23 protein-coding genes and 1 pseudogene are annotated in these 23,047 nt (G+C 73.9%); 10 read left to right on the plus strand and 14 right to left on the minus strand.

Annotated elements, in window-relative coordinates; all coding sequences use genetic code 11:
• Nucleotides 1-8: 8 nt before the first annotated feature.
• The 4 genes from GA0070614_RS18830 (at nucleotide 9) to GA0070614_RS18845 (ending at nucleotide 4,452) form a co-directional block, all read left to right on the plus strand.
• Nucleotides 9-1,001, plus strand: a complete 993-nt coding sequence (locus GA0070614_RS18830; protein WP_088977202.1) for a hypothetical protein — start codon at nucleotides 9-11, stop codon at nucleotides 999-1,001.
• Nucleotides 1,002-1,015: 14 nt separating this feature from the next.
• On the plus strand, nucleotides 1,016-3,274 hold the full coding sequence (locus GA0070614_RS18835) for a heavy metal translocating P-type ATPase (RefSeq protein ID WP_088977203.1): 2,259 nt from the start codon (nucleotides 1,016-1,018) through the stop codon (nucleotides 3,272-3,274).
• A 143-nt stretch (nucleotides 3,275-3,417) separates the two neighbouring features.
• Nucleotides 3,418-3,591 carry a CsbD family protein gene (locus GA0070614_RS18840; protein ID WP_088977204.1) on the plus strand — a complete coding sequence of 58 codons (174 nt, stop codon included), beginning with the start codon at nucleotides 3,418-3,420 and terminating at the stop codon, nucleotides 3,589-3,591.
• A 354-nt stretch (nucleotides 3,592-3,945) separates the two neighbouring features.
• Nucleotides 3,946-4,452 carry a hypothetical protein gene (locus tag GA0070614_RS18845; protein WP_088977205.1) on the plus strand — a complete coding sequence of 169 codons (507 nt, stop codon included), beginning with the start codon at nucleotides 3,946-3,948 and terminating at the stop codon, nucleotides 4,450-4,452.
• A gap of 32 nt (nucleotides 4,453-4,484) precedes the next feature.
• Here the strand turns inward: GA0070614_RS18845 and GA0070614_RS18850 are convergent, their stop codons facing one another.
• The 4 genes from GA0070614_RS18850 to GA0070614_RS18865 form a co-directional block, all read right to left on the minus strand.
• Nucleotides 4,485-5,120, minus strand: a complete 636-nt coding sequence (locus tag GA0070614_RS18850) for a dihydrofolate reductase family protein (protein WP_088977206.1) — start codon at nucleotides 5,118-5,120, stop codon at nucleotides 4,485-4,487.
• Between the two features lie 29 nt (nucleotides 5,121-5,149).
• Nucleotides 5,150-6,394, minus strand: coding sequence for an RNA polymerase sigma factor (locus GA0070614_RS18855; RefSeq protein ID WP_088977207.1), 1,245 nt, complete (start codon nucleotides 6,392-6,394; stop codon nucleotides 5,150-5,152).
• Nucleotides 6,391-6,750: a YciI family protein gene (locus GA0070614_RS18860; RefSeq protein ID WP_231933715.1), complete on the minus strand. Its 360-nt coding sequence runs from the start codon at nucleotides 6,748-6,750 to the stop codon at nucleotides 6,391-6,393. Before GA0070614_RS18860 ends, GA0070614_RS18855 begins: the two co-directional genes overlap by 4 nt.
• Nucleotides 6,751-6,852: 102 nt before the next feature.
• Nucleotides 6,853-8,088, minus strand: coding sequence for a DUF2786 domain-containing protein (locus GA0070614_RS18865; protein WP_088977209.1), 1,236 nt, complete (start codon nucleotides 8,086-8,088; stop codon nucleotides 6,853-6,855).
• Between the two features lie 163 nt (nucleotides 8,089-8,251).
• On the opposite strand from GA0070614_RS18865, the gene GA0070614_RS18870 reads away from it, so the two are divergent.
• Complete coding sequence (locus GA0070614_RS18870) at nucleotides 8,252-9,133, plus strand: DUF3152 domain-containing protein (protein ID WP_231933328.1); 882 nt, start codon at nucleotides 8,252-8,254, stop codon at nucleotides 9,131-9,133.
• Between the two features lie 12 nt (nucleotides 9,134-9,145).
• Here the strand turns inward: GA0070614_RS18870 and GA0070614_RS18875 are convergent, their stop codons facing one another.
• The 4 genes from GA0070614_RS18875 to GA0070614_RS18890 form a co-directional block, all read right to left on the minus strand.
• Nucleotides 9,146-10,333: a PP2C family protein-serine/threonine phosphatase gene (locus tag GA0070614_RS18875; RefSeq protein WP_088977210.1), complete on the minus strand. Its 1,188-nt coding sequence runs from the start codon at nucleotides 10,331-10,333 to the stop codon at nucleotides 9,146-9,148.
• A gap of 79 nt (nucleotides 10,334-10,412) precedes the next feature.
• Nucleotides 10,413-10,841: an ATP-binding protein gene (locus GA0070614_RS18880; RefSeq protein ID WP_088977211.1), complete on the minus strand. Its 429-nt coding sequence runs from the start codon at nucleotides 10,839-10,841 to the stop codon at nucleotides 10,413-10,415.
• A 153-nt stretch (nucleotides 10,842-10,994) separates the two neighbouring features.
• A complete protein-coding gene (locus GA0070614_RS18885) occupies nucleotides 10,995-11,600 on the minus strand; it encodes an STAS domain-containing protein (protein WP_088977212.1) in 606 nt (201 codons plus the stop codon).
• A gap of 106 nt (nucleotides 11,601-11,706) precedes the next feature.
• Nucleotides 11,707-12,105, minus strand: coding sequence for an STAS domain-containing protein (locus GA0070614_RS18890; protein ID WP_088977213.1), 399 nt, complete (start codon nucleotides 12,103-12,105; stop codon nucleotides 11,707-11,709).
• 163 nt (nucleotides 12,106-12,268) lie between these two features.
• On the opposite strand from GA0070614_RS18890, the gene GA0070614_RS18895 reads away from it, so the two are divergent.
• The 4 genes from GA0070614_RS18895 to GA0070614_RS18910 all read left to right on the plus strand — a co-directional run bounded on the left by GA0070614_RS18895 (nucleotide 12,269) and on the right by GA0070614_RS18910 (nucleotide 14,397).
• Nucleotides 12,269-12,538 carry a GlsB/YeaQ/YmgE family stress response membrane protein gene (locus GA0070614_RS18895; protein ID WP_088977214.1) on the plus strand — a complete coding sequence of 90 codons (270 nt, stop codon included), beginning with the start codon at nucleotides 12,269-12,271 and terminating at the stop codon, nucleotides 12,536-12,538.
• A gap of 77 nt (nucleotides 12,539-12,615) precedes the next feature.
• Nucleotides 12,616-12,945, plus strand: coding sequence for a hypothetical protein (locus GA0070614_RS18900; RefSeq protein WP_088977215.1), 330 nt, complete (start codon nucleotides 12,616-12,618; stop codon nucleotides 12,943-12,945).
• Nucleotides 12,946-12,999: 54 nt separating this feature from the next.
• A complete protein-coding gene (locus GA0070614_RS18905; protein WP_088977216.1) occupies nucleotides 13,000-13,335 on the plus strand; it encodes a YnfA family protein in 336 nt (111 codons plus the stop codon).
• Between the two features lie 60 nt (nucleotides 13,336-13,395).
• Nucleotides 13,396-14,397: a phosphotransferase gene (locus tag GA0070614_RS18910; protein WP_231933329.1), complete on the plus strand. Its 1,002-nt coding sequence runs from the start codon at nucleotides 13,396-13,398 to the stop codon at nucleotides 14,395-14,397.
• Between the two features lie 73 nt (nucleotides 14,398-14,470).
• Here GA0070614_RS18910 and GA0070614_RS18915 read toward each other — a convergent pair.
• Nucleotides 14,471-15,184: pseudogene (locus GA0070614_RS18915) on the minus strand (FkbM family methyltransferase); the annotation flags it as partial.
• Between the two features lie 271 nt (nucleotides 15,185-15,455).
• On the opposite strand from GA0070614_RS18915, the gene GA0070614_RS18920 reads away from it, so the two are divergent.
• A complete protein-coding gene (locus GA0070614_RS18920) occupies nucleotides 15,456-17,552 on the plus strand; it encodes a cellulase family glycosylhydrolase (RefSeq protein ID WP_088977219.1) in 2,097 nt (698 codons plus the stop codon).
• Nucleotides 17,553-17,616: 64 nt separating this feature from the next.
• Here the strand turns inward: GA0070614_RS18920 and GA0070614_RS18925 are convergent, their stop codons facing one another.
• From GA0070614_RS18925 to GA0070614_RS18940, 5 genes are all read right to left on the minus strand, one after another.
• Nucleotides 17,617-18,483 (minus strand): RodZ family helix-turn-helix domain-containing protein, encoded by an 867-nt coding sequence (locus tag GA0070614_RS18925; protein ID WP_088977220.1) that lies wholly within the window; start codon nucleotides 18,481-18,483, stop codon nucleotides 17,617-17,619.
• A 224-nt stretch (nucleotides 18,484-18,707) separates the two neighbouring features.
• Complete coding sequence (locus GA0070614_RS30280; RefSeq protein ID WP_157745041.1) at nucleotides 18,708-18,905, minus strand: hypothetical protein; 198 nt, start codon at nucleotides 18,903-18,905, stop codon at nucleotides 18,708-18,710.
• A 252-nt stretch (nucleotides 18,906-19,157) separates the two neighbouring features.
• Complete coding sequence (locus tag GA0070614_RS18930; protein ID WP_088977221.1) at nucleotides 19,158-19,859, minus strand: response regulator transcription factor; 702 nt, start codon at nucleotides 19,857-19,859, stop codon at nucleotides 19,158-19,160.
• On the minus strand, nucleotides 19,856-21,103 hold the full coding sequence (locus tag GA0070614_RS18935) for a sensor histidine kinase (protein WP_231933330.1): 1,248 nt from the start codon (nucleotides 21,101-21,103) through the stop codon (nucleotides 19,856-19,858). The genes GA0070614_RS18930 and GA0070614_RS18935 overlap by 4 nt, the downstream gene beginning before the upstream one ends.
• A 288-nt stretch (nucleotides 21,104-21,391) precedes the next feature.
• The gene (locus GA0070614_RS18940) at nucleotides 21,392-22,915 is read right to left on the minus strand and encodes a non-reducing end alpha-L-arabinofuranosidase family hydrolase (protein ID WP_088977222.1); all 1,524 of its coding nucleotides are present in this window, start codon (nucleotides 22,913-22,915) and stop codon (nucleotides 21,392-21,394) included.
• Between the last annotated feature and the right edge of the window lie 132 nt (nucleotides 22,916-23,047).

Below are 23,047 nucleotides of genomic sequence, written 5' to 3' on the forward strand. Positions count from 1 at the left end.
GTACCACGATGAACACGGCGACGAAGCTGAGCGGTTTCGCCCTCGGCCTCGCGGCGGTGTTCGGCACGGCGTACGGGGTCGGCCACCTGGCCGGCCCCGTCACCCCGGCCGCCGACACCCGCCACGACTCCGCCGGCGCCCACTCCGACGACTCCCACGACGGTGGCGGCCAGGCCACCGCCACCGACCACCTCCCGGGCGGCCTGCTCGTCTCCGACCGGGGCTACACCCTGCAACCGGTGGCCGCCCCGACCGGCGAGTTCGCCTTCCGGATCACCGGCCCCGACGGCGCCCCGGTCACCCGGTACGACGTCGCCCACGACAAGCGCATGCACCTGATCGTCGCCCGGCGCGACCTCTCCGGCTTCCGGCACGTCCACCCCGAGCTGGACGCGGACGGCACCTGGCGGGTCGACTCGCCGCTCGACGGGCCGGGCGTCTGGCGCGCCTTCGCCGACTTCACCCCGACCGGCGGACAGCCGCTCACCCTCGGGGTCGACGTGGCCGTTCCCGGCACGCTGACGCCCCGGCCGCTGCCCGCCCCGGCGACCAGCACCACGGTCGACGGCTACACGGTCACCCTCGGCGGGACCCCGCAGCCGGGCCGGACCAGCACCCTGACCCTGACCATCAGCCGGGACGGGAAGCCGGTCACCGACCTGGAGCCCTACCTGGGGGCGTACGGGCACCTGGTGGCGCTGCGCCAGGGCGACCTGGCGTACCTGCACGTGCACCCGGAGGGGGTGCCCGGCGACGGGCGTACCCCGGCCGGCCCGGCGGTGAGCTTCGCCGCCGAGGTGCCCTCCACCGGCGCCTACCGGCTCTACCTCGACTTCCGGCACGGCGGCGCGGTGCACACCGCCGAGTTCACCGTGGTGGCCGGCGACACCGCCGCCGCCCCGATCGCCACCGCCGCCCCGACCGCCCCCGCGACCACTCCGGCCGCACCCACCCCGACCGCCGACGCCGGCCACGGCGCCCCCGGTCACGGGCACAGCTGACAGGAGGTGCAGCGATGACATCGACCGCCAAGTCGCTGCCGGTCGCCCCGAACCTGATCGAACTCGCGATCGGCGGCATGACCTGCGCGTCCTGCGCCGCCCGGATCGAGAAGAAGCTCAACCGGATGGAGGGCGTCGAGGCCACCGTCAACTACGCGACCGAGAAGGCCACCGTCCGGTACGCCGACGACGTCACCCCGGACGACCTGATCGCCACGGTGGAGAAGACCGGCTACACCGCCGTCCTGCCGCCCCCGCCCACCCCGGCCGGCGTCGCCGAGCCGGCCGCCGAACCGGTGGACGAGCTGCGTGGCCTGCGTACCCGGCTGTGGGTGTCGGTGGCGCTGGCCGTGCCGGTGGTCCTGCTGGCGATGGTCCCGGCCTGGCAGTTCACCCACTGGCAGTGGCTGTCGCTGACCCTGGCCGCCCCGGTGGTCGTCTACGGCGGGCTGCCGTTCCACCGGGCCGCCTGGATCAACCTGCGGCACGGCGCGGCCACCATGGACACCCTGGTGTCGCTCGGCACCCTGGCCGCGTTCGGCTGGTCGCTCTGGGCGCTCTTCCTCGGCACCGCCGGGACGCCCGGCATGACCCACCCCTTCAGCTTCGACATCGCCCGCACCGACGGCGCGGGCAACATCTACCTGGAGGCGGCGGCCGGCGTCACCGTCTTCATCCTGGCCGGGCGTTACTTCGAGGCCCGGTCCAAGCGGACCGCCGGCGCCGCCCTGCGCGCCCTGCTGGAACTCGGCGCGAAGGACGTCGCGGTGCTGCGCGGCGGTGCCGAGACCCGGATCCCGGTCGACCAGCTCGCGGTGGGGGACCGGTTCGTGGTCCGCCCCGGCGAGAAGATCGCCACCGACGGGGTGGTCGACGAGGGCACCTCGGCCGTCGACGCCAGCATGCTGACCGGCGAGTCGGTGCCGGTCGAGGTCGGCCCCGGCGACACCGTGGTCGGGGCGACGGTCAACGCCGGCGGCCGGCTGGTGGTCACCGCCACCCGGGTCGGCGCGGACACCCAGCTCGCCCAGATGGCGAAGCTCGTCGAGCAGGCGCAGACCGGCAAGGCGGCCGTGCAGCGCCTCGCCGACCGGATCTCCGGGGTCTTCGTCCCGATCGTGATCGCGCTGGCGGCCGGCACGCTCGGCTGGTGGCTCGGCAGCGGCGCGGGCCCGACCGCGGCCTTCACCGCCGCCGTGGCCGTGCTGATCATCGCCTGCCCGTGCGCCCTCGGCCTGGCCACGCCGACGGCGCTGCTGGTCGGCACCGGGCGCGGCGCCCAGCTCGGCATCCTGATCAAGGGGCCGGAGGTGCTGGAGTCGACCCGCCAGGTCGACACGGTGGTGCTGGACAAGACCGGCACCGTCACCACCGGTCGGATGACCCTGGTCGACGTGGTCCCCGCCGCCGGTCAGGAGCGTGCCGAGCTGCTCCGGCTGGCCGGGGCGCTGGAGGCCGGCTCCGAGCACCCGATCGCCCGGGCCGTCGCCGCCGGCGCGGCCGAGGCCGGGGCGCTGCCGCCGGTCACCGGCTTCGCCAACGCCGAAGGGCTCGGGGTGACCGGCACCGTGGACGGCCGTGACGTGGTCGTCGGCCGGCTCCGGCTGCTGCGCGAGCGCGGTCTCGACGTACCGGAGGAGGTCGTCCGGGCGGTGACCGACGCGGAGGCCGCCGGCCGGACGGCGGTGCTGGCCGGCTGGGACGGTCGGGCCCGGGGGGTGCTCGCGGTCGCCGACGTGGTCAAGCCGACCAGCCGGGCGGCGATCGACGGGCTGCGCGCGCTGGGCCTGACCCCGGTGCTGCTCACCGGCGACAACGCCACGGTCGCCAAGGCGGTGGCCGCCGAGGTCGGCATCGACGAGGTGATCGCCGAGGTGCTGCCGGCCGACAAGGTCGCCGTGGTCCAGCGGCTCCAGGCGGAGGGGAGGACCGTCGCCATGGTCGGCGACGGGATCAACGACGCCGCCGCGCTGGCCCAGGCCGACCTGGGGCTGGCCATGGGCACCGGCACCGACGTGGCGATCGAGGCGTCCGACCTGACCCTGGTCCGGGGCGACCTCACCGCGGCGGTGGACGCGATCCGGCTCTCCCGCCGGACCCTCGCCACCATCAAGGGCAACCTGTTCTGGGCCTTCGCCTACAACGTGGCCGCCCTGCCGCTGGCCGCCGCCGGCCTGCTCAACCCGATGATCGCCGGCGCCGCGATGGCCTTCTCGTCGGTCTTCGTGGTGGCCAACAGCCTGCGGCTGCGGCGGTTCCGCCCGGTCGGCTGACCCGCTGCCCCGCCGGTCCCTCCATCGGGGACGGCCCGTCCCGGTGCTCACCGTCGGTGGTCGCCGGGACGGGACGCGGTTTCCCCCGACGGGTCCGGGGGTACCTCCTGGATGTCGAAGCAACGGCTGACCAGGAGGCTCGCATGAGTTACGACGACAAGATCGGTAACGCGACCGAGAACACCGCCGGCAAGGTCAAGGAGGGCGTCGGCCGGGCGACGGACAACGAGCGCCTGGAGGCCGAGGGCCGCAACGACCAGGCCAGCGCCAACCTGAAGCAGGCCGGCGAGAAGATCAAGGACGCCTTCAAGAGCTGACGTACGCTCCTGCGCCACGCCGGACCGGCCATCCCGCCGGCCCGGCGTGGCGCGCGTGCGCCGCTCGCCCGGCGCCGGAGGCTGCCCGTTCACGGGCGTGATTGCGGAGGGTCACCGTGGCGGCGGGCCGGTGCCCCACGGGGCGACGCCCGCCGGGGTAGGGTCGCGCTCGGCCCGGCCACCGCCCGGTCCTGCCGCCGGGGCGGTCGTCCGACCGGGTCGTGGCCCGACGGCCGTGGCGGTGGGAAGGCCACCGGAGCAGACCGAGACGGGCGGGTCGGCAGTTCACCGCGCCACCCGCCCGCGCCATGCCGTCCCTGTCGGGGACGGCCGACGACCGAACGGGGAAAGTCGATGTCCCGCACCGCCCGCGCCGTGTTCGCCCTGCTCACCCTCGGCACCCTGACGGCGGGCTGCCAGGACACCGGTGACGGCCCGGCCGACCCGGCGAGCGCGCCGACGGGCGTTGCCACCACCACCGGCGCCCCCACACCGACCGGCGACCCGACGGCCAGCCCCTCGCCCACCGGACCGAGCGCCGCCAACACCGTCGCCGTCTGCCGCGAGGTCGACCGGCTGATCATCGAGGGGAGCCGGAGGATCGCCGCCGACTCGGCTGCCGCCACCCGGCGGGAGCTGACCCCGGAGCAGCTCAACGGCCAGCTCAAGGGCAGCCTCGCCAAGCTCGCCGACGACGTGCGCGCCCAGGCGGGCAAGGCCGAGGACCCACGGATCCGGACGCTGGTCGGCGACGCCGCCAAGCAGATCGACGCCGGGGCCGGCGCGGCCAGCCCGGCGACCTGGATGAGCCGCAGCTTCGTCGGCATCCCGGAGAAGCTGGCCCGCGACTGCCACGTCTGACCGGACCGGACGCGGCGCCCGTGACCGGCGGTTCAGCGGCGGACCCGGTACGTCAGGTGGGTCACCGTCGGCCCGCCGACCACCGACACCTGCTCCAGCCGGGGATCCCCCACCCCCTCGAAGAGCCGCTCACCGGCGCCCAGCACGATCGGCACCAGGTGCAGCTGGAGGACGTCCAGCAACCCGGCGGCCAGGAACTGCCGCACCGTGTCCGCCCCGCCGGCCACCGACACCACCTTGTCGCCGGCCGCCTCGCGGGCCCGGGCCAGCGCCGCCTCGACGCCGTCGGTGACGAAGTGGAACTCGGTGCCGCCGCGCATGACCAGCGTCTCGCGCGGGTGGTGGGTGAGCACGAAGACCGGCGTACGGAACGGCGGGTCGTCGCCCCACCAACCGCGCCACTCCGGGTCCCACGGGCCGTCGCCCCCGCCGAACATCCGCCGGCCCATCACGTACGCCCCGACGTCGCGGGTCATCTCCTCGACCACGTCGGCGTCGACGCCGCGCTCCCCGCCGGCCAGGCCGTGCCGCTCCCGCCAGGCGTCCAGCCCGAACAGCCACTCGTGCAGGCGCAGCCCGCCCCGGCCCAGCGGATCCTGGCGGCTCTGCTCCGGCCCGGCCACGTACCCGTCCAACGACATCGAGATCTGACAGCTCACCGTACCCATGCGGGGTGGACTCCCGGCGCGGCCGGAACTCATCGCCGCTCCCCGAGGCGCGCGGCGCGCAGCTCCAGGTAGCGCTGCTCGGGCAGGCTCGTCGTCCGGCGGGCCGCCAGCAGGTACGCCTCGCGTGCCGCCGCCGGCTCCCCGGCCAGCTCCAGCAGGTGCGCCCGGACGGCGGCCAGCCGGTGGTGGCCGGCGACCCGGTCGTCGGCGTCGAGCGGGGCGAGCAGGGCCAGCCCGGCGCGCGGCCCGTCGACCATCGCCACCGCGGCGGCCCGGTTGAGGGTGACCATCGGGTTGGGCGCCAGGCCCGCCAGCACCCGGTAGAGCGCGACGATCTGCCGCCAGTCGGTCCGCTCCGCCGACGGCGCCTCGGCGTGCACCGCCGCGATCGCCGCCTGGAGCTGGTACGGACCCGGCGGTGACCAGGTCAGCGCCTCGGTCACCAGCGCCACCCCCTCGGCGATCGCGGCCCGGTCCCACCGCGCGCGGTCCTGCTCGGCCAGCGGCACCAGCTCGCCACCCGGCCCGGTACGGGCGTCCCGGTGCGCGTCGGTGAGCAGCATCAGCGCCAGCAGCCCGGCCACCTCGCCGTCGTCGGGCAGCGCCCGGCGCAGCTGCCGGGTCAGCCGGATCGCCTCCCCGGTCAGCTCCGCCCGGTGCAGCTCGGCGCCGCTGGACGCGGTGTAGCCCTCGTTGAAGATCAGGTAGAGCACGTGCCGCACGGTCCGCAGCCGCTCGTCCCGCTCGGCCGGCGCCGGCATGACGAACCGGGCCCCGGCCGCCTCGACCCGCTGCTTGGCCCGGCGGATGCGCTGGCCCATGGTCGCCTCGGGCACCAGGAAGGCGCGGGCGATCTGGGCGGTGGTGAGCCCGCCCACCGCACGCAGGGTCAGCGCCAGCTGTGCCGACCGGGGCAGCGCCGGATGGCAGCAGAGCAGGAGCAGGGTGAGGCTGTCGTCGGAGTCGGACCCGTCCTCGTCGGCGGGCGGGGTCACCGCCGCGTACGCCGGCTCGCGGAGCGCGACGGCGACCTCGCGGTCGCGGCGGGCCCGTTCGCTGCGCCACTCGTCGGTCAGCCGCCGGCCGGCGACGGTGAGCAGCCACGCCCGCGGGTTCTCCGGCGCCCCCCGGTCGGGCCACTGGGTGGCGGCGGCCAGCAGCGCCTCCTGCACCGCGTCCTCGCAGGCGGAGAACTGGCCGTGCCGGCGGACCAGGACGCCGAGGACCTGCGGCGCGAGCACGCGCAGCAGGTCCTCCACCTCCCGACCGGTCACATCTCGGTCCCGGCGTCGTCCATCACCGGCCGGACCTCCAGCACGCCGAGGCCGAGGCGGACGTCCGGCCAGCGGGAGGCGATCTCCACGGCCCGTTCCTCGCTGTCGCAGTCGACCATCAGGTAGCCGGCGAACTGCTCCTTGCTCTCCAGGAACGGCCCGTCGGTCACCTCCGGGTGCTCACCACGGCGCTGGACCGTCCGGGTCCGCGACGGGTCGGCCAGGGCCTGACCGCCGACCAGTTCGCCGGACTCGGTCAACTCCTTCATGATCTCGTCGACCTCGCCGAAGAGCGCGGTGCGCTCCTGCTCGGAGAGGGCCTCGACGAAGCCGGGCCGGTTCCAGATCAGCAGCATGTACTTCACGACGGTGCTCCTCGGCTACGGGCCACCGGTGTGGCCGCTCGGGAAGGGGTCGGAGCCGGGCCGGCGGATCCGACACCCGCACCGCGGATCTTCTCAGCGGCGTCCGGGCAGCGGCCGGGTGGACGCGCCGGCGTCGAGCCGGGCCCGGTCGGCGGCGGAGGTGCCCGAGTGCCAGCCCTCCGCGTCCCGGATCGTCAACCGGGAGCTGGTGGCCCGGGGGAAGAGGGTCTCCATCCGCTCGCGGACGGCGTCCGAGCGGGCCGCCAGCACCGGCAGCAGCCGCTGCGGGCCGGCGTCCTCGGCGGCCTGTCGGTCCGCCGCCTCGGTGGCGGCGCGCAGCCGCTCGCCGATGCGCAGCGCGAACGCGTGCAGGAACGACTCGTCGTACGCCTTCGTCCGGCGGTCCTTGCGGGTGCGTTCGCCGCGTCCGCGCAGCATCGCTGCGGTGGCCTGCACCAGCAGCGAGGTGTACAGCAGTTCGACCGCCTCCAGGTCGGCCGGGAAGCCGAGCACGGTGGCGAAGCCGAGGTCGTCCGACCAGACCGACTCGCACCGGTTCGCCGCCGCCACCTCCTGCACCAGCAGCGCCTTCGCGCCCGCGTACGGGGCCTCGGTGCCCAGCCGCACCCCGCCCGGCTGGTCGGGGCGTTCGGCGCTCGCCTCGACCAGCGCCCGGTCCAGGCTGTGCCGGGCGATCAGCTCCTGCGCCTTGCCGGTGAGCGCCTCCGCCTCGGCGGGGAAGGTGGTCGACTCCGCCTTGGCCAGCAGCGCCCGGACCCGGTCGAGCATCGGCGAGCCGCTGCGGCCGGCCGGGCCGCGCCGGGGCACGGCCGGGCCACCGCCACCCGGCGGCGGGCGCAGCACCGCGACCGGCGGCAGGCCGTCGAGCAGCGCCAGCACCTCCACCGCGTCGCGCAGCGCGGTGATCCGGTCCTCGCTCTGCCGGGCGGCCCAGCGGGCCAGCCAGCCGGCGTCGTCGTCCCACCAGATCCGGGCGGCCAGCGCGTCGAGCTGCTCGTCCCACCACTGCGGGACGTCGCCGGTCTGGCCGCGCCGCTGGGCGGCGAGCGCGTCGACCACCAGCCGCCCGGGGCGTGGGCCGAGCCGCCGGGTGACGATCCGGGCCACGTCGACCGGCTGCCAGCCGCGCGGCCAGAGCCGGGCCAGCGCGCCCACCAGCCGGTCCAGCAGGGCGGCGTCGACCGCCGCCGTGCCGTCCGCGGCGCCGGTGCCGACCACGAGCCGGTCCAGCTTCCGCTCCGCGTCGCGTACGTCGGTGCCGCGCACCGCGGTGACCGCGGCGACGATGAGGGCGTCGGCGTCCGACACGGGGGGTTCCTTCCTACGGGTGACGGCCGGGCGCTGTCCGGATCGTCGGGAGTGTCTGCCCGGCAACGGTACCGGGTGTCGAATCGTCGGCCGGATGACTCATCCGCACGGGCCCTCCCCGCGTACTCCTGCCCGGAACGGACGATCGGGACGGAGGCCGAGGGTGGGGAGCCTGACCGTGAGCGGCATGGCCGGGGCGACCGACCGGGGCCGGCACCGTGGCCGACGCCGGCTGTGGCGGCGGGCCGGCGGGTGGACGGCGGTGCTGGTCCTGGCGGTCGGGGTGGCCGGGGGTGGGGTGGCCGCGCAACGCGCCGGCCTGGACCTCGGCGACGTGGTCGGTGACGTCCGGCGCCCGCCCGGCGTCGCCGCCCCGGCGGCCGCCGCCGCGCCCGCCCCGGCCACACCGTCCCCGGCCGCCTCGCCGGCCGGACCGGCCCCGCGCGCCCTGCGCTACCCGGAGCGGGGTACGGGGACCTTCCGCACCGCCACCGCCACCGGCCGGGTGGCCGGAACCGGGGGTGAGCTGATGCGCTACCGGGTGGCCGTCGAGCGCGGCATCGACGAGGTGGACGTGGAGCGCTTCGGCCGGGAGGTTGCGGTGGTGCTGGCCGACCCGAAGGGCTGGACGGCCGACGGCCGGTGGCGGCTGCAGCGGGTCGGCCCGGACACCCCGGCGGACTTCACCGTGCTGCTCACCACCCCGGTCACCCGGGGCGAGCTCTGCGGCGACCCGGCGGACCGGTACACCTCCTGCCGCAACGGCGACCGGGTGGTGATCAACGTGGCCCGCTGGGCGCGGGGTGTCCCGGCCTTCGGCGGCGACCTGGCCACCTACCGGGCGTACCTGCTCAACCACGAGGTCGGCCACCGGCTGGGCCGGGGGCACGAACTCTGCCCCGGCCGGGGCGAGCCCGCCCCGGTCATGCAGCAGCAGACGCTCGGGCTGCACGGCTGCACCCCGAACGCCTGGCCGCAGGTCGGTGGCGAACTGCACACCGGTCCGCCCGGCGAGTACGACGACCCGATCCCGGCCGAGGACTGAGCCCGCGCCGGATCAGTCCGGCCGGCCGTGCCAGCGGACCAGCAGCACGGTGGCGTCGTCGCCGAGCTGGTCGTCCTGGTACGCCAGGATCGCGTGCACCAGCCGGCGGGCGGTCTCGGCCAGCGGCAGGTCGTCGGCGAGCGCCCGGACGGCGAAGTCGACCAGCCGGTCGACGCCGAACGGCTCGCCGTCGCCGGATCGCGCCTCGGTGATCCCGTCGGTGTAGAACAGCACGTCGTCGCCGGGCTCCAGCGCCTCCTCGACGACCACCGGGGCCCGGTGCTCGCCGAGGGTCACCGGCAGCGCCGTCGGGGTGGGCAGCACGGTGGCCACCGTGCCCCGGCGCAGCACCAGCCCGCTCGGATGTCCCGCGGAGATCACCCGGAGCCGACCGGTGCGCTGGTCCAGTTCGGCGAGGACGCCGGTGATCAGGCCCCGCTTGTCGTGGTCGCGGACGGCGCTGTCGATGTGGTGGTACGTGTCGGTCAGGTCCCGACCGGCCCGGCGGGCGTTGCGGTACGCCGCCAGCGCGAGGCTGGCCAGCACGACCGCCCGCATCCCGCCACCGGATCCGTGCCCCACCGCGTCGAAGAGCGCCAGATGGGCGATGTCGCCGTTGACCGCGAAGTCGAAGGCGTCACCGCCGACGTCGTAGCTGGGCTCCAGGATGCCGCTGATGGTCATGCTGCCGGTGGAGAAGGTGAGCGGCGGCAGTTGGGCGCGCAGCATCTCGGCGGCCAGCCGCATCGGGGCGCGGCGGCGTACCCGTTCCACCGTGTCGCTGTAGTTGGACCGGGTCACCACCAGCTCCGCCAGCAGGGAGCAGGCGGCCTCGAACTCGGGCACCCGGTCGGCGGGCACCGGCCGGGTGGTGACCACCTCCACCACACCCATCCGCTCCAGCCCGTCCAGCAGCGGCACCCAGAGCCGGGCGGCGCCCGGCCCGCCCTCGGCCGGGTACGGGCGCATCAGCGCGTACGCCCGGCCGGCGAGGGTGCCCTCGATGGTCAGCACGTCGCGGGGCGGTGACGCGTCCTCCCGCATCGGCAGCAGCTCACGCTGCTCGTGGTCGACCAGGTAGATGATCATTTCGGTGGCGCCGAGTTCCCCGGCCATCCGCCGGGCCAGCCGGGGCAGGTCCTCCGGGCGGGCCTGGTGGGAGCGGTGCAGCAGACCGTGCAGCGCTTCCCGCTCGCTCATCCGTGCCTCCGTCCGACGCCGCTGTCCGTGCCAGGTACCCGCCGGGCCGGGTCGGCGAACTCCCGGTCGACCGCGCGGGTCAGCGCCGGGGGAACGCCGCCCAGATGTTCTTGGTGGTCTCCGTGGCGTACCAGCCGACGTCCAGGGAGACCGCCTGGGCGATCTGGAGGCCACGGCCACCGGCGCCCATCGGCCGGGTGTCGGCCAGCTCCGGGATGCTGCTCAGGTCGTGGTCGGCCACGTCCAGGATGAACCGGTCGTCGGCGGCCAGCAGCCGCACGATGGTGGGCGGGATGCCGTGCCGCAGGGCGTTGGTGGCCAGCTCGCTGGCGACCAGGGCGATGAGTTCGGGGACCTCGTCCAGGTGGCTCCCGGCGGGCAGCTCCTCACCCGTCAGCGCCTCGTGCAGGGACGCGCGCAGTCCGCGCAGGTCGGCCGGGTCGGCCAGCTGCCAGCGCCGCAGCTCCGTGGCCTGCGGTGGGGGCGGAGAGGTGCGCAGCTGTCCCATGATCTCGCCTTACCCTCCGTAGCCGCTTCCTAAGCGGCCTCCGCCCGGTGTCACGGAGGATGTCGGCCATCCGTCCGCGCCTGCCGGCGGCGGGCGGCTGCGCCCTGAGCGTCGGCCCGCCGCGGGGGGTGCGGACGGAGCGCGGGCCGACGCTCAGGAGCCGGTCGCCCGACCGGCCCCCGCGAGCGGCCGGTCGGGCTTCAACCGGGCCAGCGCCTCGTCCCGGCTGTCGTAGATCGGGAAGACCGGGTCCAGCCGCATGGTGTGCAGGACGGTGCGGACGAACCGGGACGGCCGGACCAGGCAGAGCGTGGCGCCCCGGTCGCGGGCCTCGCGGTGGGCCCGGACGAGCAGGCCGAGCCCGGTGGAGTCGATGACGTGCACGTCGGTGAGGTCGACCACCACGTGACCGCCCATGTCGGCGGCGTGCCGCAGCGCGGTGCGCAGGGTGTCCCCGGTGTCGAGGTCGATGTCGCCGGTGGCGGCGACGACCGTGGTGTCGTCCAGGTGGTCGATGCCCAGGATGCCGCCGGGGCCGTGGCCCTCGCACGGGACCTGCCCGCCGCCGGAGGACGGGCGCAGGCTGCAGTGCGGGCAGCGGTGCGGGCCGACGGCGAACGGGGAGCCGCTCCAGCCGTGCTCGGACACCAGGGTCCAGACGACCTCGGCGTCGGGGAGCACACAGGTGGGGCCGGTGACGGTGTCGCCGCAGCTGTCGCAGATCAGCGTCATCAGGTGGTCGTGCGGGACGACGGTCATCCTGCTGTCCTTCCTACGTCCGTGCCACGCCGGTCGACGTGGCGGGCGTCCGTCGACGGGAGCCGGAACTCGTGGTCCGGCGCTCGGCGGGCGGTGCGGGGGCTGGTCACTGCCGGGCGGGGACCGGCGCTCTGCCCCGGGCGGCCGGCCCCGGCCGCGCCTCCTCCTCCAGGCCGCCGGCGCCGGACGGCGGGGCCCCGACGACCGGCAGGACCCGGTCCAGGTGGGCGGTCGCCAGGATGCGCCGGATCCGGGGATTCGGGTCACGCAGGGTGAGCACCGCTCCGGCGCGGACCAGCCGCCGGTGAGTGTCCAGCAGCAGGCCGATGGCGGCGGCGTCGATGTGCCGGCACCCGGACAGGTCCACCACGATCTGCCCGGGGTGCAGGGCCAGCAGACGGTCGAAGACCGCGCCGGTCTCCGGCAGGCAGGCCAGGTCGAACTCGGTGAGGCAGATCTCGACCAGGGGGACGGTGCACCGGGCCGGTGGTTGCGGCGACGCCATGGTCGTACCCCCTTCTCCCGGTCGACCCCCACCGTCGCGGGCCAGGTTGGCGGGCACCACGCGGATCCATGACAGTTGCGTGACATTTCGGCGTCGCCGTTTCGGCGGTGTGCGCCGCTGGGCAGGCAGGGGGTCGACGACAACGATCGGAAGGACGGCTACCGTGGAAGTGACCGGCATCCTCACCGCCATCATCATCGGCCTGGTCATCGGCGCGCTCGGCCGCCTGGTGGTGCCCGGCAAGCAGCGCATACCGATCTGGTTGACCCTGGTCATCGGTGTGGTGGCGGCGATCCTCGGGACCCTGGTCGCCGCCGCCCTCGGTGTCGACGACACCGCCGGCGTCGACTGGATCGAGTTGTTCATCCAGGTGGCCTTCGCCGCGATCGGCGTCTGGTTGGCCGCCGGCGCGTACGGCCGCCGCCGCCACTGACGCCGGCCCCGCCGGCCCGTCCCGAGGGGCGGGCCGGCGGCGTTTCCCAGCAGCCGGTCCCGGTCTACCGTCGACACATGAGCGACGAGCGTGACTGGGTGCCGGCGTCGTGCACCCTGCCCACCCCCGAGCGACCGCTGCGGGTGGTTGAGTTCGACGAACTGTTCGCCACCGCCCTGCGCCGGCAGGAACGGCCGGACGCGACCCGGCTGCGCTGGACGTTCGACCCGACGGCCGAGGGGAGGGTCCGCGACCTGACCACCCGGGAGTCCGGGTGCTGCGGGTTCTTCACCTTCACCGTGGCACCGGCCACCGACCACGTCGAGGTGCGGGTGGAGGTGCCGTCCGCGCAGGTGGTGGTGCTCGACGCCCTGGCCGCCCGGGCCGCCGCGAGGATCGGCCGGTGAGCGGGGGCCGCGCGGCGGCCGGGCCGCCGCGCTGACCGGGGTACGGTCCGGAGGGTGACGGTCCTGCGTTCGCTGCTGCTGTTCGCCCTCGCCGCGCTCGCCGAGATCGGCGGCGCCTGGCTGGTCTGGCAGGGCTGGCGCGAACACCGGGGCCTGTGGTGGATCGCCGCCGGGCTGATCGCCCTCGGCGCGTACGGCTTCGTCGCCACCTTCCAGCCGGACCCGCACTTCGGCCGGGTCCTCGCCGCCTACGGCGGGGTGTTCGTCGCCGGCTCGCTCGCCTGGGGCGTGCTGGTGGACGGGTTCCGCCCCGACCGGTGGGACCTGGCCGGCGCGGCGCTCTGCCTGCTCGGCGTCGCCGTCATCATGTACGCCCCGCGCGACGCCTGAAATCCACCTGACCGGGGTGCCGGGGACCGGGCAGAATCGCGCCGCATGAGGGACCGACCGGTGGGTCTGACGGAGGCCGAGCTGACCGGGGCGCTGGCCGAGGGCTGGGCGGTCGAGGCGCAGGCGGTCGAGTTCCTGCCGGTCGGGGCGGGCAGCCACCACTGGGCGGTGCGTGACCGGACCGGCACGGGCTGGTTCCTCACGGTCGACGACCTGGGCGTGCGACCCGCCGACCGCGACGACACCTTCGCCCGGCTGAGCCGGGCGTACGGCACCGCGCTGGCCCTGCACCGCCACGGCGGTCTCGACGCCGTGGTCGCGCCGATCCCGGACACCCGTGGCGCGGTGCTGCGGCGGCTCACCGCGCGGTACGCCCTGTCGGTGTTCCCGCTGGTCGACGGGAGTGCCGGGCCGTTCGGCCCGCACCGGCCGGAGGACCACGCCGACGTCGTCGACCTGCTGGCCCGGCTGCACCGGCTCACCCCGACGGTGGCGGGCGTCTCCGGCCGCGCCGACCTGGTGCTGCCCGACCGGGAGCGGCTGCACGAGGCGCTGCGGGACCTGGACCGGGAGTGGACCGGCGGGCCGTACGCCGAGCCGGCCCGTACGCTGCTCGCCGCGCACGCGGAGCACGTCGGGCGGCTGCTCGCCGACTTCGACCGGCGGGTCGAGCGGGTACGCCGGACGGCGTCGGACTGGGTGGTCACCCACGGCGAGCCGCACCCGGGCAACGTCCTGCGGACCCCGGCCGGGCTGCGGCTGGTCGACTGGGACACCGTGCTCCTCGCCCCGCCGGAACGGGACCTGTGGATGCTGACCCCCGCCTTCGCCCGGATGCTCGGCGAGGAGCCGGCCGACGACGGTGACGCGTTGCTCGCCCGGTGGAGCCGGGCCACCGGGCGGGCCGTCGACCCGGCGGCCCTCGCGCTCTACCCGTCGTGGTGGCGGCTCGCGGACATCGCGAGCTACGTCGCCGAGCTGCGGGCCCCGCACGGTGACGGGGAGGATCCGGCCGCGGCGCTGCATTACCTCGCCGGTGCTCTCACCTCCGGCCCGGCCTGACCCGCGCCTGGCCTGGCCTGTGCCTGGCCTGGCCTGGCCCGCTGACCTCTGCGGTGCGCAGCGGGCGGGACAGGCAGTAGACGTCGCCGGAGTTCGTCTCGTGCGGCAGCGCGCGCAGGTGTGCCGCCATCTCGCGGGCGGCCACCCAGGTCGGGAGGGCCAGCGTCATCTCGTCGCCGAGGGCGAGGTTGTACTTGTCGAAGCCGAGCGCCCGCGCCCGGTCGAGGCAGCGTCGCGCCACCGGGCGTCCGATCGTGGTGAACTCGAAGGAGAGCGCGGCCACCGGCCGGCTCAGCCCGGCCAGCACCTCGTTCTCGAAGCCCTCGACGTCGACCTTCACGAAGGCCGGCTCGCCGTACGCGTCGACGAGCGCGTCGAGGGTGGTGGCGGCGACGCTCAGCTCCGCGTCCCAGGACTCGTCCTCCCAGCCGCCGGCCCCGTCCGCCGCGCGGAGGAAGTCGGCGGAGGCGGTGGAGACGGTGGGGTTGGCCGAGTTGACGTGCAGCCGTACGCGTCCGGCCCGGCCGCCGCACGCCGCCTCGACCAGGGTGACGCCGTCGTCGTCGCCGTGGATGGCGCGCAGGGCCCGCAGGCACAGCGGTTGCGGCTCCACCGCCACGACCCGGGCCCCGAGCCGGCGGAAGCTGCCGACCCGGTCCCCCACGTGCGCGCCGATGTCGAGGACGAGGTCACCCGGCCGGACGAAGGGCGCGTAGAACGCGTCCATCGCCGCCTCCCGGTCCGGGTCGCCGTAGTACGACTCCAGGGAGCGGCGCAGGGACGACATCGCCGGATCGGCCTGGAGAGCTCGGATCACGCCGGCACGAGCGCCCACGCCGCGACCCTAGCCCGCACGCTCGGGCAGGATGCCCGCTTTCAGGGGATTGCCCGGTGGGTCACCCGGGGTCCCTCCCACGCGGGTCGCGACCCATCGCATAGGCGAACGCCGATTGACAAAGTTTGGAATCCAAACTTAATCTCGGTGCGACCCGGGTGGCCCGTACGACGTCCCGGCCGCCCACCACCCCGCGCACCACCACCGTCCCCTGAGGAGAGCCATGTCCGGTCTGCACGGCACCCTGCGAAGAACACGATGGCGGCTCGGTCTGGCCGCGACGGGCGTCACGGCACTGCTGGTGGGCCTCGGCATGACGGTCGCCGGCAGCGCCCAGGCGGCGGTGGGCTGCAAGGTCACCTACACCACCACCGCCCAGTGGCAGGGCGGCTTCGGCGCGGACGTCGCCGTGACCAACCTCGGCGATCCGCTCGACGGCTGGCGGCTGACCTGGACCTTCCCCTCCGGGCAGCGGGTCACCCAGGCGTGGAACGCCACCGTCACCTCCTCGGGTGATCAGGTCACCGCCGCCAACGTCAGCTACAACGGCAACCTCGGCACCAATGCCACCACGTCGTTCGGCTTCAACGGCTCCTGGTCGGGCGCCAACACCGCGCCCACGACGTTCGCGCTCAACGGCGTCACCTGCACCGGCTCCGTCGGCACCACGCCGCCGCCGACCTCACCACCGCCGACCTCACCGCCCCCGACCACGCCGCCGCCGGCCACGGACGCGATGGCGGCGGTGGCCGCGATGCAGCCCGGCTGGAACCTGGGCAACTCCCTCGACGCCGTCGGCCCCGACGAGACCGCCTGGGGCAACCCGCGGATCACCGAGGCGCTGCTCGACAACGTCCGGGCACAGGGCTTCAAGAGCATCCGCATCCCGGTGACCTGGTCGGCCCACCTGGGTGCGGCGCCGAGCCACACCATCGAGGCGGCCTACCTCCACCGGGTCAAGGAGGTGGTCGACTGGGCCCTCGCCGACGGCTTCTACGTGATGATCAACATTCACCACGACTCGTGGCAGTGGATCAACACGATGCCCACCGACCGGACGAACGTGCTGAACCGGTACAACGCGATCTGGACCCAGCTGTCGAGCACGTTCCGCAACTCCTCGCCCAAGCTGGTCTTCGAGAGCGTCAACGAGCCGCAGTTCACCGGCAGCTCCGGCGACGCCCAGAACGCCGCGCTGCTCAACGAGCTGAACACGTCCTTCCACCGGATCGTGCGACAGTCCGGCGGCAACAACGCCACCCGCCTGCTGGTGCTGCCCACCCTGCACACGTCGTCCGAGCAGGCCCGGGTCGACGAGCTGGCGGCCACGTTCCAGACCCTGAACGACCCGAACCTGATCGCCACCGTGCACTTCTACGGCTACTGGCCGTTCAGCGTGAACGTCGCCGGCGGCACCCGCTTCGACGCCACCGCCCAGAAGGACCTGACCGACTCCTTCGACCGGGTGTACCACTCCTTCGTCGCCAAGCGCATCCCGGTGGTCATCGGCGAGTACGGCCTGCTCGGCTTCGACCGGCACACCGGCACCATCGAGCAGGGCGAGAAGCTGAAGTTCTTCGAGTTCCTCGGCTGGTACGCGCGCACCCGGCAGCTCACCACCATGCTCTGGGACAACGGGCAGCACTTCGACCGGACCGGCTTCCAGTGGAAGGACCCGGAGCTGTTCGCGCAGATCAGGTCGAGCTGGACGACCCGTTCCGGCACCGCGTCCTCGGACCTGGTGTTCAACGCGAAGTCCAGCCTGATCAGCAGCAAGACCCTCACCTTGAACCTCAACGGCACGTCCTTCGTCGGCCTCCGCCAAGGCGCCACCGACCTGGTGCGCGGCACCGACTACACCGTCTCCGGCGACCAGCTCACGCTCACCGCGTCGGCGCTGACCCGGCTGACCGGGGCCCGCGCGTACGGGGTCAACGCGACGCTGCACGCGCGGTTCTCCGCGGGCGTGCCGTGGCGGATCGACGTCCTCACCTACGACCGGCCCGTCGTGCAGAACGCCACCGGGACGACCAGCTCCTTCGCCGTCCCGACCGCGTTCCGTGGCGACCAGCTCGCCACGATGGAGGCCAGGTACGCCGACGGCAGCAACGCCGGCCCGCACAACTGGACCTCGTTCAAGGAGTTCGACCGGGCCTTCGCCCCGAACTACGCCACCAACGTGATCAACCTGACGTCCGACTTCTTCGCCGAGGTCGCCGACGGCAGGCAGGTGACCCTGACGTTCCACTTCTGGAGCGGCGAGCAGGTGACCTACCGGGTCACCCGGTCGGGCAGCACCGTCACCGGCGTCGCCGGCTGACACCGATCGACCGTGGGTGCCGGACCTGTCCGGCACCCACGGTCGGGAACGGGTGGTCGTCCGATCAGCCGGTGAACTTGCCCAGCGCCAGTTCCAGCGCGCCGTCGTCCGGGCTGGCGTACGCCTTCATCGTCGTCCGGTTGTAGGCGATGAAGCTCGGGCAGCGGGTGGCCGGGGCGTTGATCGTGCCGCCGTCGCCGATCTTCTCGCCGGTCTTGGCGTTGTGGAAGGTCAGCGTGTACCGCGACGAGACGTAGTCGATGGTGACCGTCTTCTGCGAGCTGTCCTTGTAGTCGCACTTGCGGCCCGGCCCCTCGCTGCCTTCCACGTAGGTCAGGCAGCCGATGACCGGCACCTTCTCCCACTCGGTCGACCTGGCGTAGTACGGCTCGCCGTAGCCGAACGACTCGCTCCGCCAGGACGACGGCCGGTCCGGGGAGTTCGAGAAGGTGAGCACCTTCGCGCCCTTCGGGCTGGTGTACGGCGCGGCGTTCAGGATCGGGCTGCCGTCGCAGACCGCCGACATGTCGCTGGAGCTCTGCGCGGTCACCGCGTTGTTGTTGTCCGGCTGCGGCTCACCCGGCTGCGGCGCGGTGGAGGGCGACGCCGCGGTGGGGTCGGGCGCGGCGACGGAGGTGGTCGGGCCGGGGGCCGGGTCGTCCTCGTCGTTGAGGGCGACGAAGCCGATGATGCCGCCGCAGGCGACCAGGAGCACCAGGACCACGGCGCCGATGCCCAGTCCGATGTACAGCCCCTTCTTGGACTTCTGCGGTGGCGGGACGGGCGCGCCGTACGGCGGGGCGGTCACCGGCTGGCCGGGGTAGCCCTGCGGCTGGCCGTAGCCCGGCTGACCGACCGGCGAGCCGGGCGGGGTGCCCCAGGGCGCATTCGGATCCGGCTGACCTCCGTACGGAGGGTAACTCTCGCTCATGTGTAGCCCTTGTCGCTGTGGAGGAGTGCGTTGGCACGCGATCAAAAGACAGGGTAGTTAGCAGCGCAAACTGAGCGAGAGCAGTGACGGACATGGTCCCGTACAGTGATCTCTATCGGTCGATTGCCCCGACTCTTGTCACGATTCGTGGTGGATCTCATGGTCACCCCGGCCGTGGTCCCACCGGCCGGAGGTCCCCTCCTCAGCGACGGCAGCCCGAGGGGTCAGTCGCGCTGCTCCGCGTTGTCGGCCGTCGATGCCGGGGTAGGTCGCTGCTGGCCGGCCGGGTCCACCGCGAACGGATGACGCAGCCGCCGCATCGCCTCCGCGCTGCCGTCGAAGGCCACGGACGGGCCGTCGAGCCCGTCGACGGTCGGCGTGGCGAGGAACAACGACGGTCGGTCCTGGTCGTGTGATGTCATGCGCATTCCTGTTCCTGGCGGGAATTACCTGGGGTCGCGGCCAGGTGCCGGCCGCGCGAGGGCAGAGTCGGCGCTCACCGGGGCGCCCGATCGACGGCGTCTCGATCGCGGGCGACCGCCCGGTGACACCGTCACCCCGAACCATACCCGGCGTCGCCCCTCGCCGCGCCCGTGCGTGCAGGACCCCGCCCGGTCCGCGCCCTCGCCCGGTCCGCGCCCTCACCCGGTCAGCGGGCCGCGCACCACCTCGGCTCAGCGCCCACGGCCGGGTCTGCGCGCAGTACGCCACCAGTCCTCGGTCCCATCCGCCGGCCAGAGTTCCAGCAGGTCCCCGGGCGCGAGGCCGAGCGCGCGTTCGATCTCGCCGGGGGTGAGGTCGCGCAGGGACTCGGACAGCGACCGGGTCAGGTCCCGCCAGTAGCCCCGCAGCGTGGACTCGCTGACGAACAGCTGCCGGGCGACCTGGGCGTAGCTCAGCCCACGGGCGCGGCCGTGCAGGACCTGGCGCTGGCGCTCGCTGAGCAGGGTGATGCAGTCCCGCCGGACCAGCACCTCGAGGATCCCGACGACCGACTGCGGCATGACCGTGCCACCGGCGGCGACCTCCAGGAAGAGTTGCTCGGCCCGGCCGGTCGGCAGCGCCTTGGAGACGACCCCGCTCGCCCCCGCCGCGATGCACGCCGCGAGCACGAAACGACGCTCCTCCTGGCTGTAGACGCAGACCCGGTAGCCACAGCCGGTGAGGGTGCGGATCGCGGCGATGCCCTGCCGGACGTCCGGCTGTTCGAGGTTCGCCAGGTGCAGGTCGAGCAGGACGACGTCCACCACCGGCCGGCGGTCCGTCAGCTCCTCCACCGACGCGACCGCGGCGACGACCTCCAGACCGGGCATGAGCAGGCTGAACGAGTCGCGCATCAGCGCCGCGTCCTCGACGACGGCGACGGCCGGCCTCATGCCGCCTCGCCGACGACGGCGTCCCCGTCCACGTCGAGGGCCGCCGGGCCGGGACCGGACGAGATCGTCACCGTCGTCCCGTCGCCCACCGCCGACTCGATCCGGACGTCGAGCCCTCGCCGCCGTAGCTCGCCGACGACGACCTCGCGCAGCCCGACCCCGGCCCGCACCGACACCGGGTCGAAGCCGACGCCGTCGTCGCGTACGGTCAGCGTCCAGCTCCCGTCGTCGGCCTGGTCCAGGTGGACCACGACCTCGGCCGCCCCGGCGTGCACCCGTACGTTGAGCAGCAGGCTCTCCAACGCGCGTTCGAGCGCCTCGGCCTGCGCGGCGGGCAGCCTCAGGTCGGCCCCGAGGTCGAGCAGGGCATCGACGGAGAGGTCGGCGAACCGGTCGCACGTCCGCCGCACCATCGCCGCGAGCGGCACGGACGGCCCCGAGGCGTCCTCCCCGCCGGTGGGCTCGTCCCCGTCGGGCGCCCGGCCGCGCAGGTAGGCGCGCATGCGCTTGAGTTCCACCTCGGCCAGGTCGATCAGCCGGGAGCGCGCCAGGCCGGCCTCCGACTCGGTGAGCAGGCGCATCACCGCGACGCCGTTGTGCATCATCACCTGGGCGCGCCGCTCCTCCTCCCGCCGGGCCAGCTCCGCCGCGCGGGCGCGCGAGGCGTCGGCGTCCTGCGCGATGTGGCGGATGTACCCGAAGAGCATCCGCGCGACCAGCGCGTACACCACGTAGGTGAGGACGTTGCCGATCGCGCTCGGGGTCATGTCGCCACCGAACTCGCCGCCGAGATACACCAGGTAGGAGACGGCGACGCCCAGGAGACCACCGGCCCAGAGGACGAGGCTGCGGACCCCGCTGGCCGTGATGATGATCGACAGCGCGTAGCCCGGCTGGTACGCGACCCAGCTGCCGAAGCGCTCACCCGTCGCCAGCACCAACGGCCCCAGCACCAGCAGTACGCAGGCCAGGGCGAAGTCCACCGCGGCAGCCGTCGCGCCCAATGGTCGGCGGCGCACGAGCGTCGCCACGCTCACCGCTACCGAGGCGACGGCCGCGGCGGTCCAGCAGGCGAGGTAGCCGGCGGCATGGGGGGACGTGGCCACGCCGGTGTTGACCGCCGGGATCATCTGCGCGACGGTGCCCAGGCGCACCCCCGCAATGAGGTACGAGAACGTCCGCTCGACGCCGGCCCTGGTCGTGGGCAACTCCGCGACCCGCCACCGCCTGCCTGAGCGGTTCATGCTCCTCCCCGCGTGATCGACGGCGCCGGCCGTCCCCGAGTGCGCGGATCCACGGGCCACGGCGAGCCCGCGGAACGCCAAAGTACGCAAGCACGGAAGGAATGGCTAGTGCTCCGGTGTCACTCGTCCTGCGGGAAAGGACAAGCCCGGCGGCCCGCCACCATCCCCGTCGGACAGACGTGTCGCCTCGTCCGCGACACGGGACAGCGGCGGGCTCGGCGTGCGCCGAGCCCGCCGCTACCGGTCGTGGTGCTCGGCGCGGGTGGCTGTGGGGGTGGGGTCCGGTGGTCAGCGTTGCAGGGTGAGGAGTCCGGGTCGGTAGGGCAGGAGGCCGTAGTCGCCGCCGGAGTTGGGGGAGCGTCCCTGGTAGAGCAGTTGGAGGTTGCAGGCGTTGACGGTCATGGTCTGGTCGGGGTTGGTGCGGATGAGTTCGCCGTGGCTGATGTCGTTGGTCCAGGTGGCGCCGCTGTTGGCCTTGCCGGCGAAGGGGTTGTTCTCGGTGGCGGCCTGGGGGGTCCAGGTGCCGGCGAGGTTGGTGGCGGTGAAGGAGCGGAAGTAGCGGCCCTGCGCGCCGATGGCCTCGACGAGCATGAGGTACCGGTTCTCGTTCTCGAGCTTGTAGACCTGGACGGCTTCGAAGAGGTTGTTCGTGGTGTCGGTCATGATGGTGGTGTAGGACGAGCCGAAGTTGCCGGGGAAGTTGCCGATGGGCATGCTGGCGCGGTAGATGCGGCCGTTGTCGCCGGCGAAGAACAGGTACATGTTCGTGCCGTCACCGATGAGCGCCTGGTCGATCGGGCCGGTGCCGGAGTTGGAGATGCTCCCGGTGAAGAGAGGCTGTTCCGGTGACCAGCTGTTGACGTTGGTGGGGTCGGTGGAGGTGCGGTAGGAGAACGCGGTGCTGCCCCACTGGTAGGCGAGGACCCAGATGTTGCGTGGGCGGAAGTAGAACAGTGTGGGGGCGACCGCCGAGAAGGGCATGGTGTTCTGGCTGGCGGAGGCCATCTCGGACCAGTTGGTGAAGAGGCCGAAGTTCATCGAGCCCCATCTGGTGCCGGTGTCGTGCGTGGTGGCGTAGACGAGATGCCGGCCGTTGTAGGGGGCGTGGGTGAAGTCCTTGAGTGACACCCACCCCGCCTTCGGGTTCGCCAGCGACCCGGTCGACGACCACCGGTACGTCGACGGGAGAGCGCAGGTGCCGCCCGGCGGCGGCGTGGTGGGGGTGCCCCCACCGTCGACCCGGACGAGCTGCCACTGCTGGTTGTTGCCACCCCAGTCGTCGTACTGCACGATGTTGCCCCCGTCGGCGGTCGAAGCGCCCTGTACCTCCACTACCTTGTTGCTGTTCCGGTTGATCAACCGGACGTAGCCGCCGGCCGAGTCCGCCAGCCGGAACTGCTGGTTGGACCCGTTGCCGTCGGTCCACTGCACGATGCTGGCGCCGTTGGCGGTCGACCAGTTGTAGACGTCCAGCACCTTGCCCGACAGTCGTGACTTCAGCCGGTAGTAGCCGCCGCCGGAGTCGACGAACTGCCACTGCTGCTGGCTGCCGTTGTTCCGGGTCCACTGGGTGATCCGCGCCCCGTCGTTCGTGGCCAGGTTGTACACGTCCAGCGCCTTGCCGCTGTTGCGGTTCACCAACACGTACCAGGCGCTCGTGTCGACCGTGGCCGCGGCGGCGGGCGTCGACACCACCGTGACGGCGGCGCCACCGACCACCACGGCCGTCACGGCAGCGGCGGCGACCCGCGGCAGCCACCCGCGCCGCCGTGCCGGCGGTGCGGTCGATGGAGACCTACCAAAGACAGACATGATCCTCCTCCGATGACCAAGAGCCGAGCGGTCCGCCCGAGGACGGGCGTGCCGCAGCGCATGGCCGGGCGCATGCGGGAGAATGTCAGCGCTAACAGGGCCTCCGCATACCCTGGCGTACGCCTGATCCAA

The sequence above is a fragment of the Micromonospora coxensis genome (genome assembly GCF_900090295.1).
Classification (GTDB): domain Bacteria; phylum Actinomycetota; class Actinomycetes; order Mycobacteriales; family Micromonosporaceae; genus Micromonospora; species Micromonospora coxensis.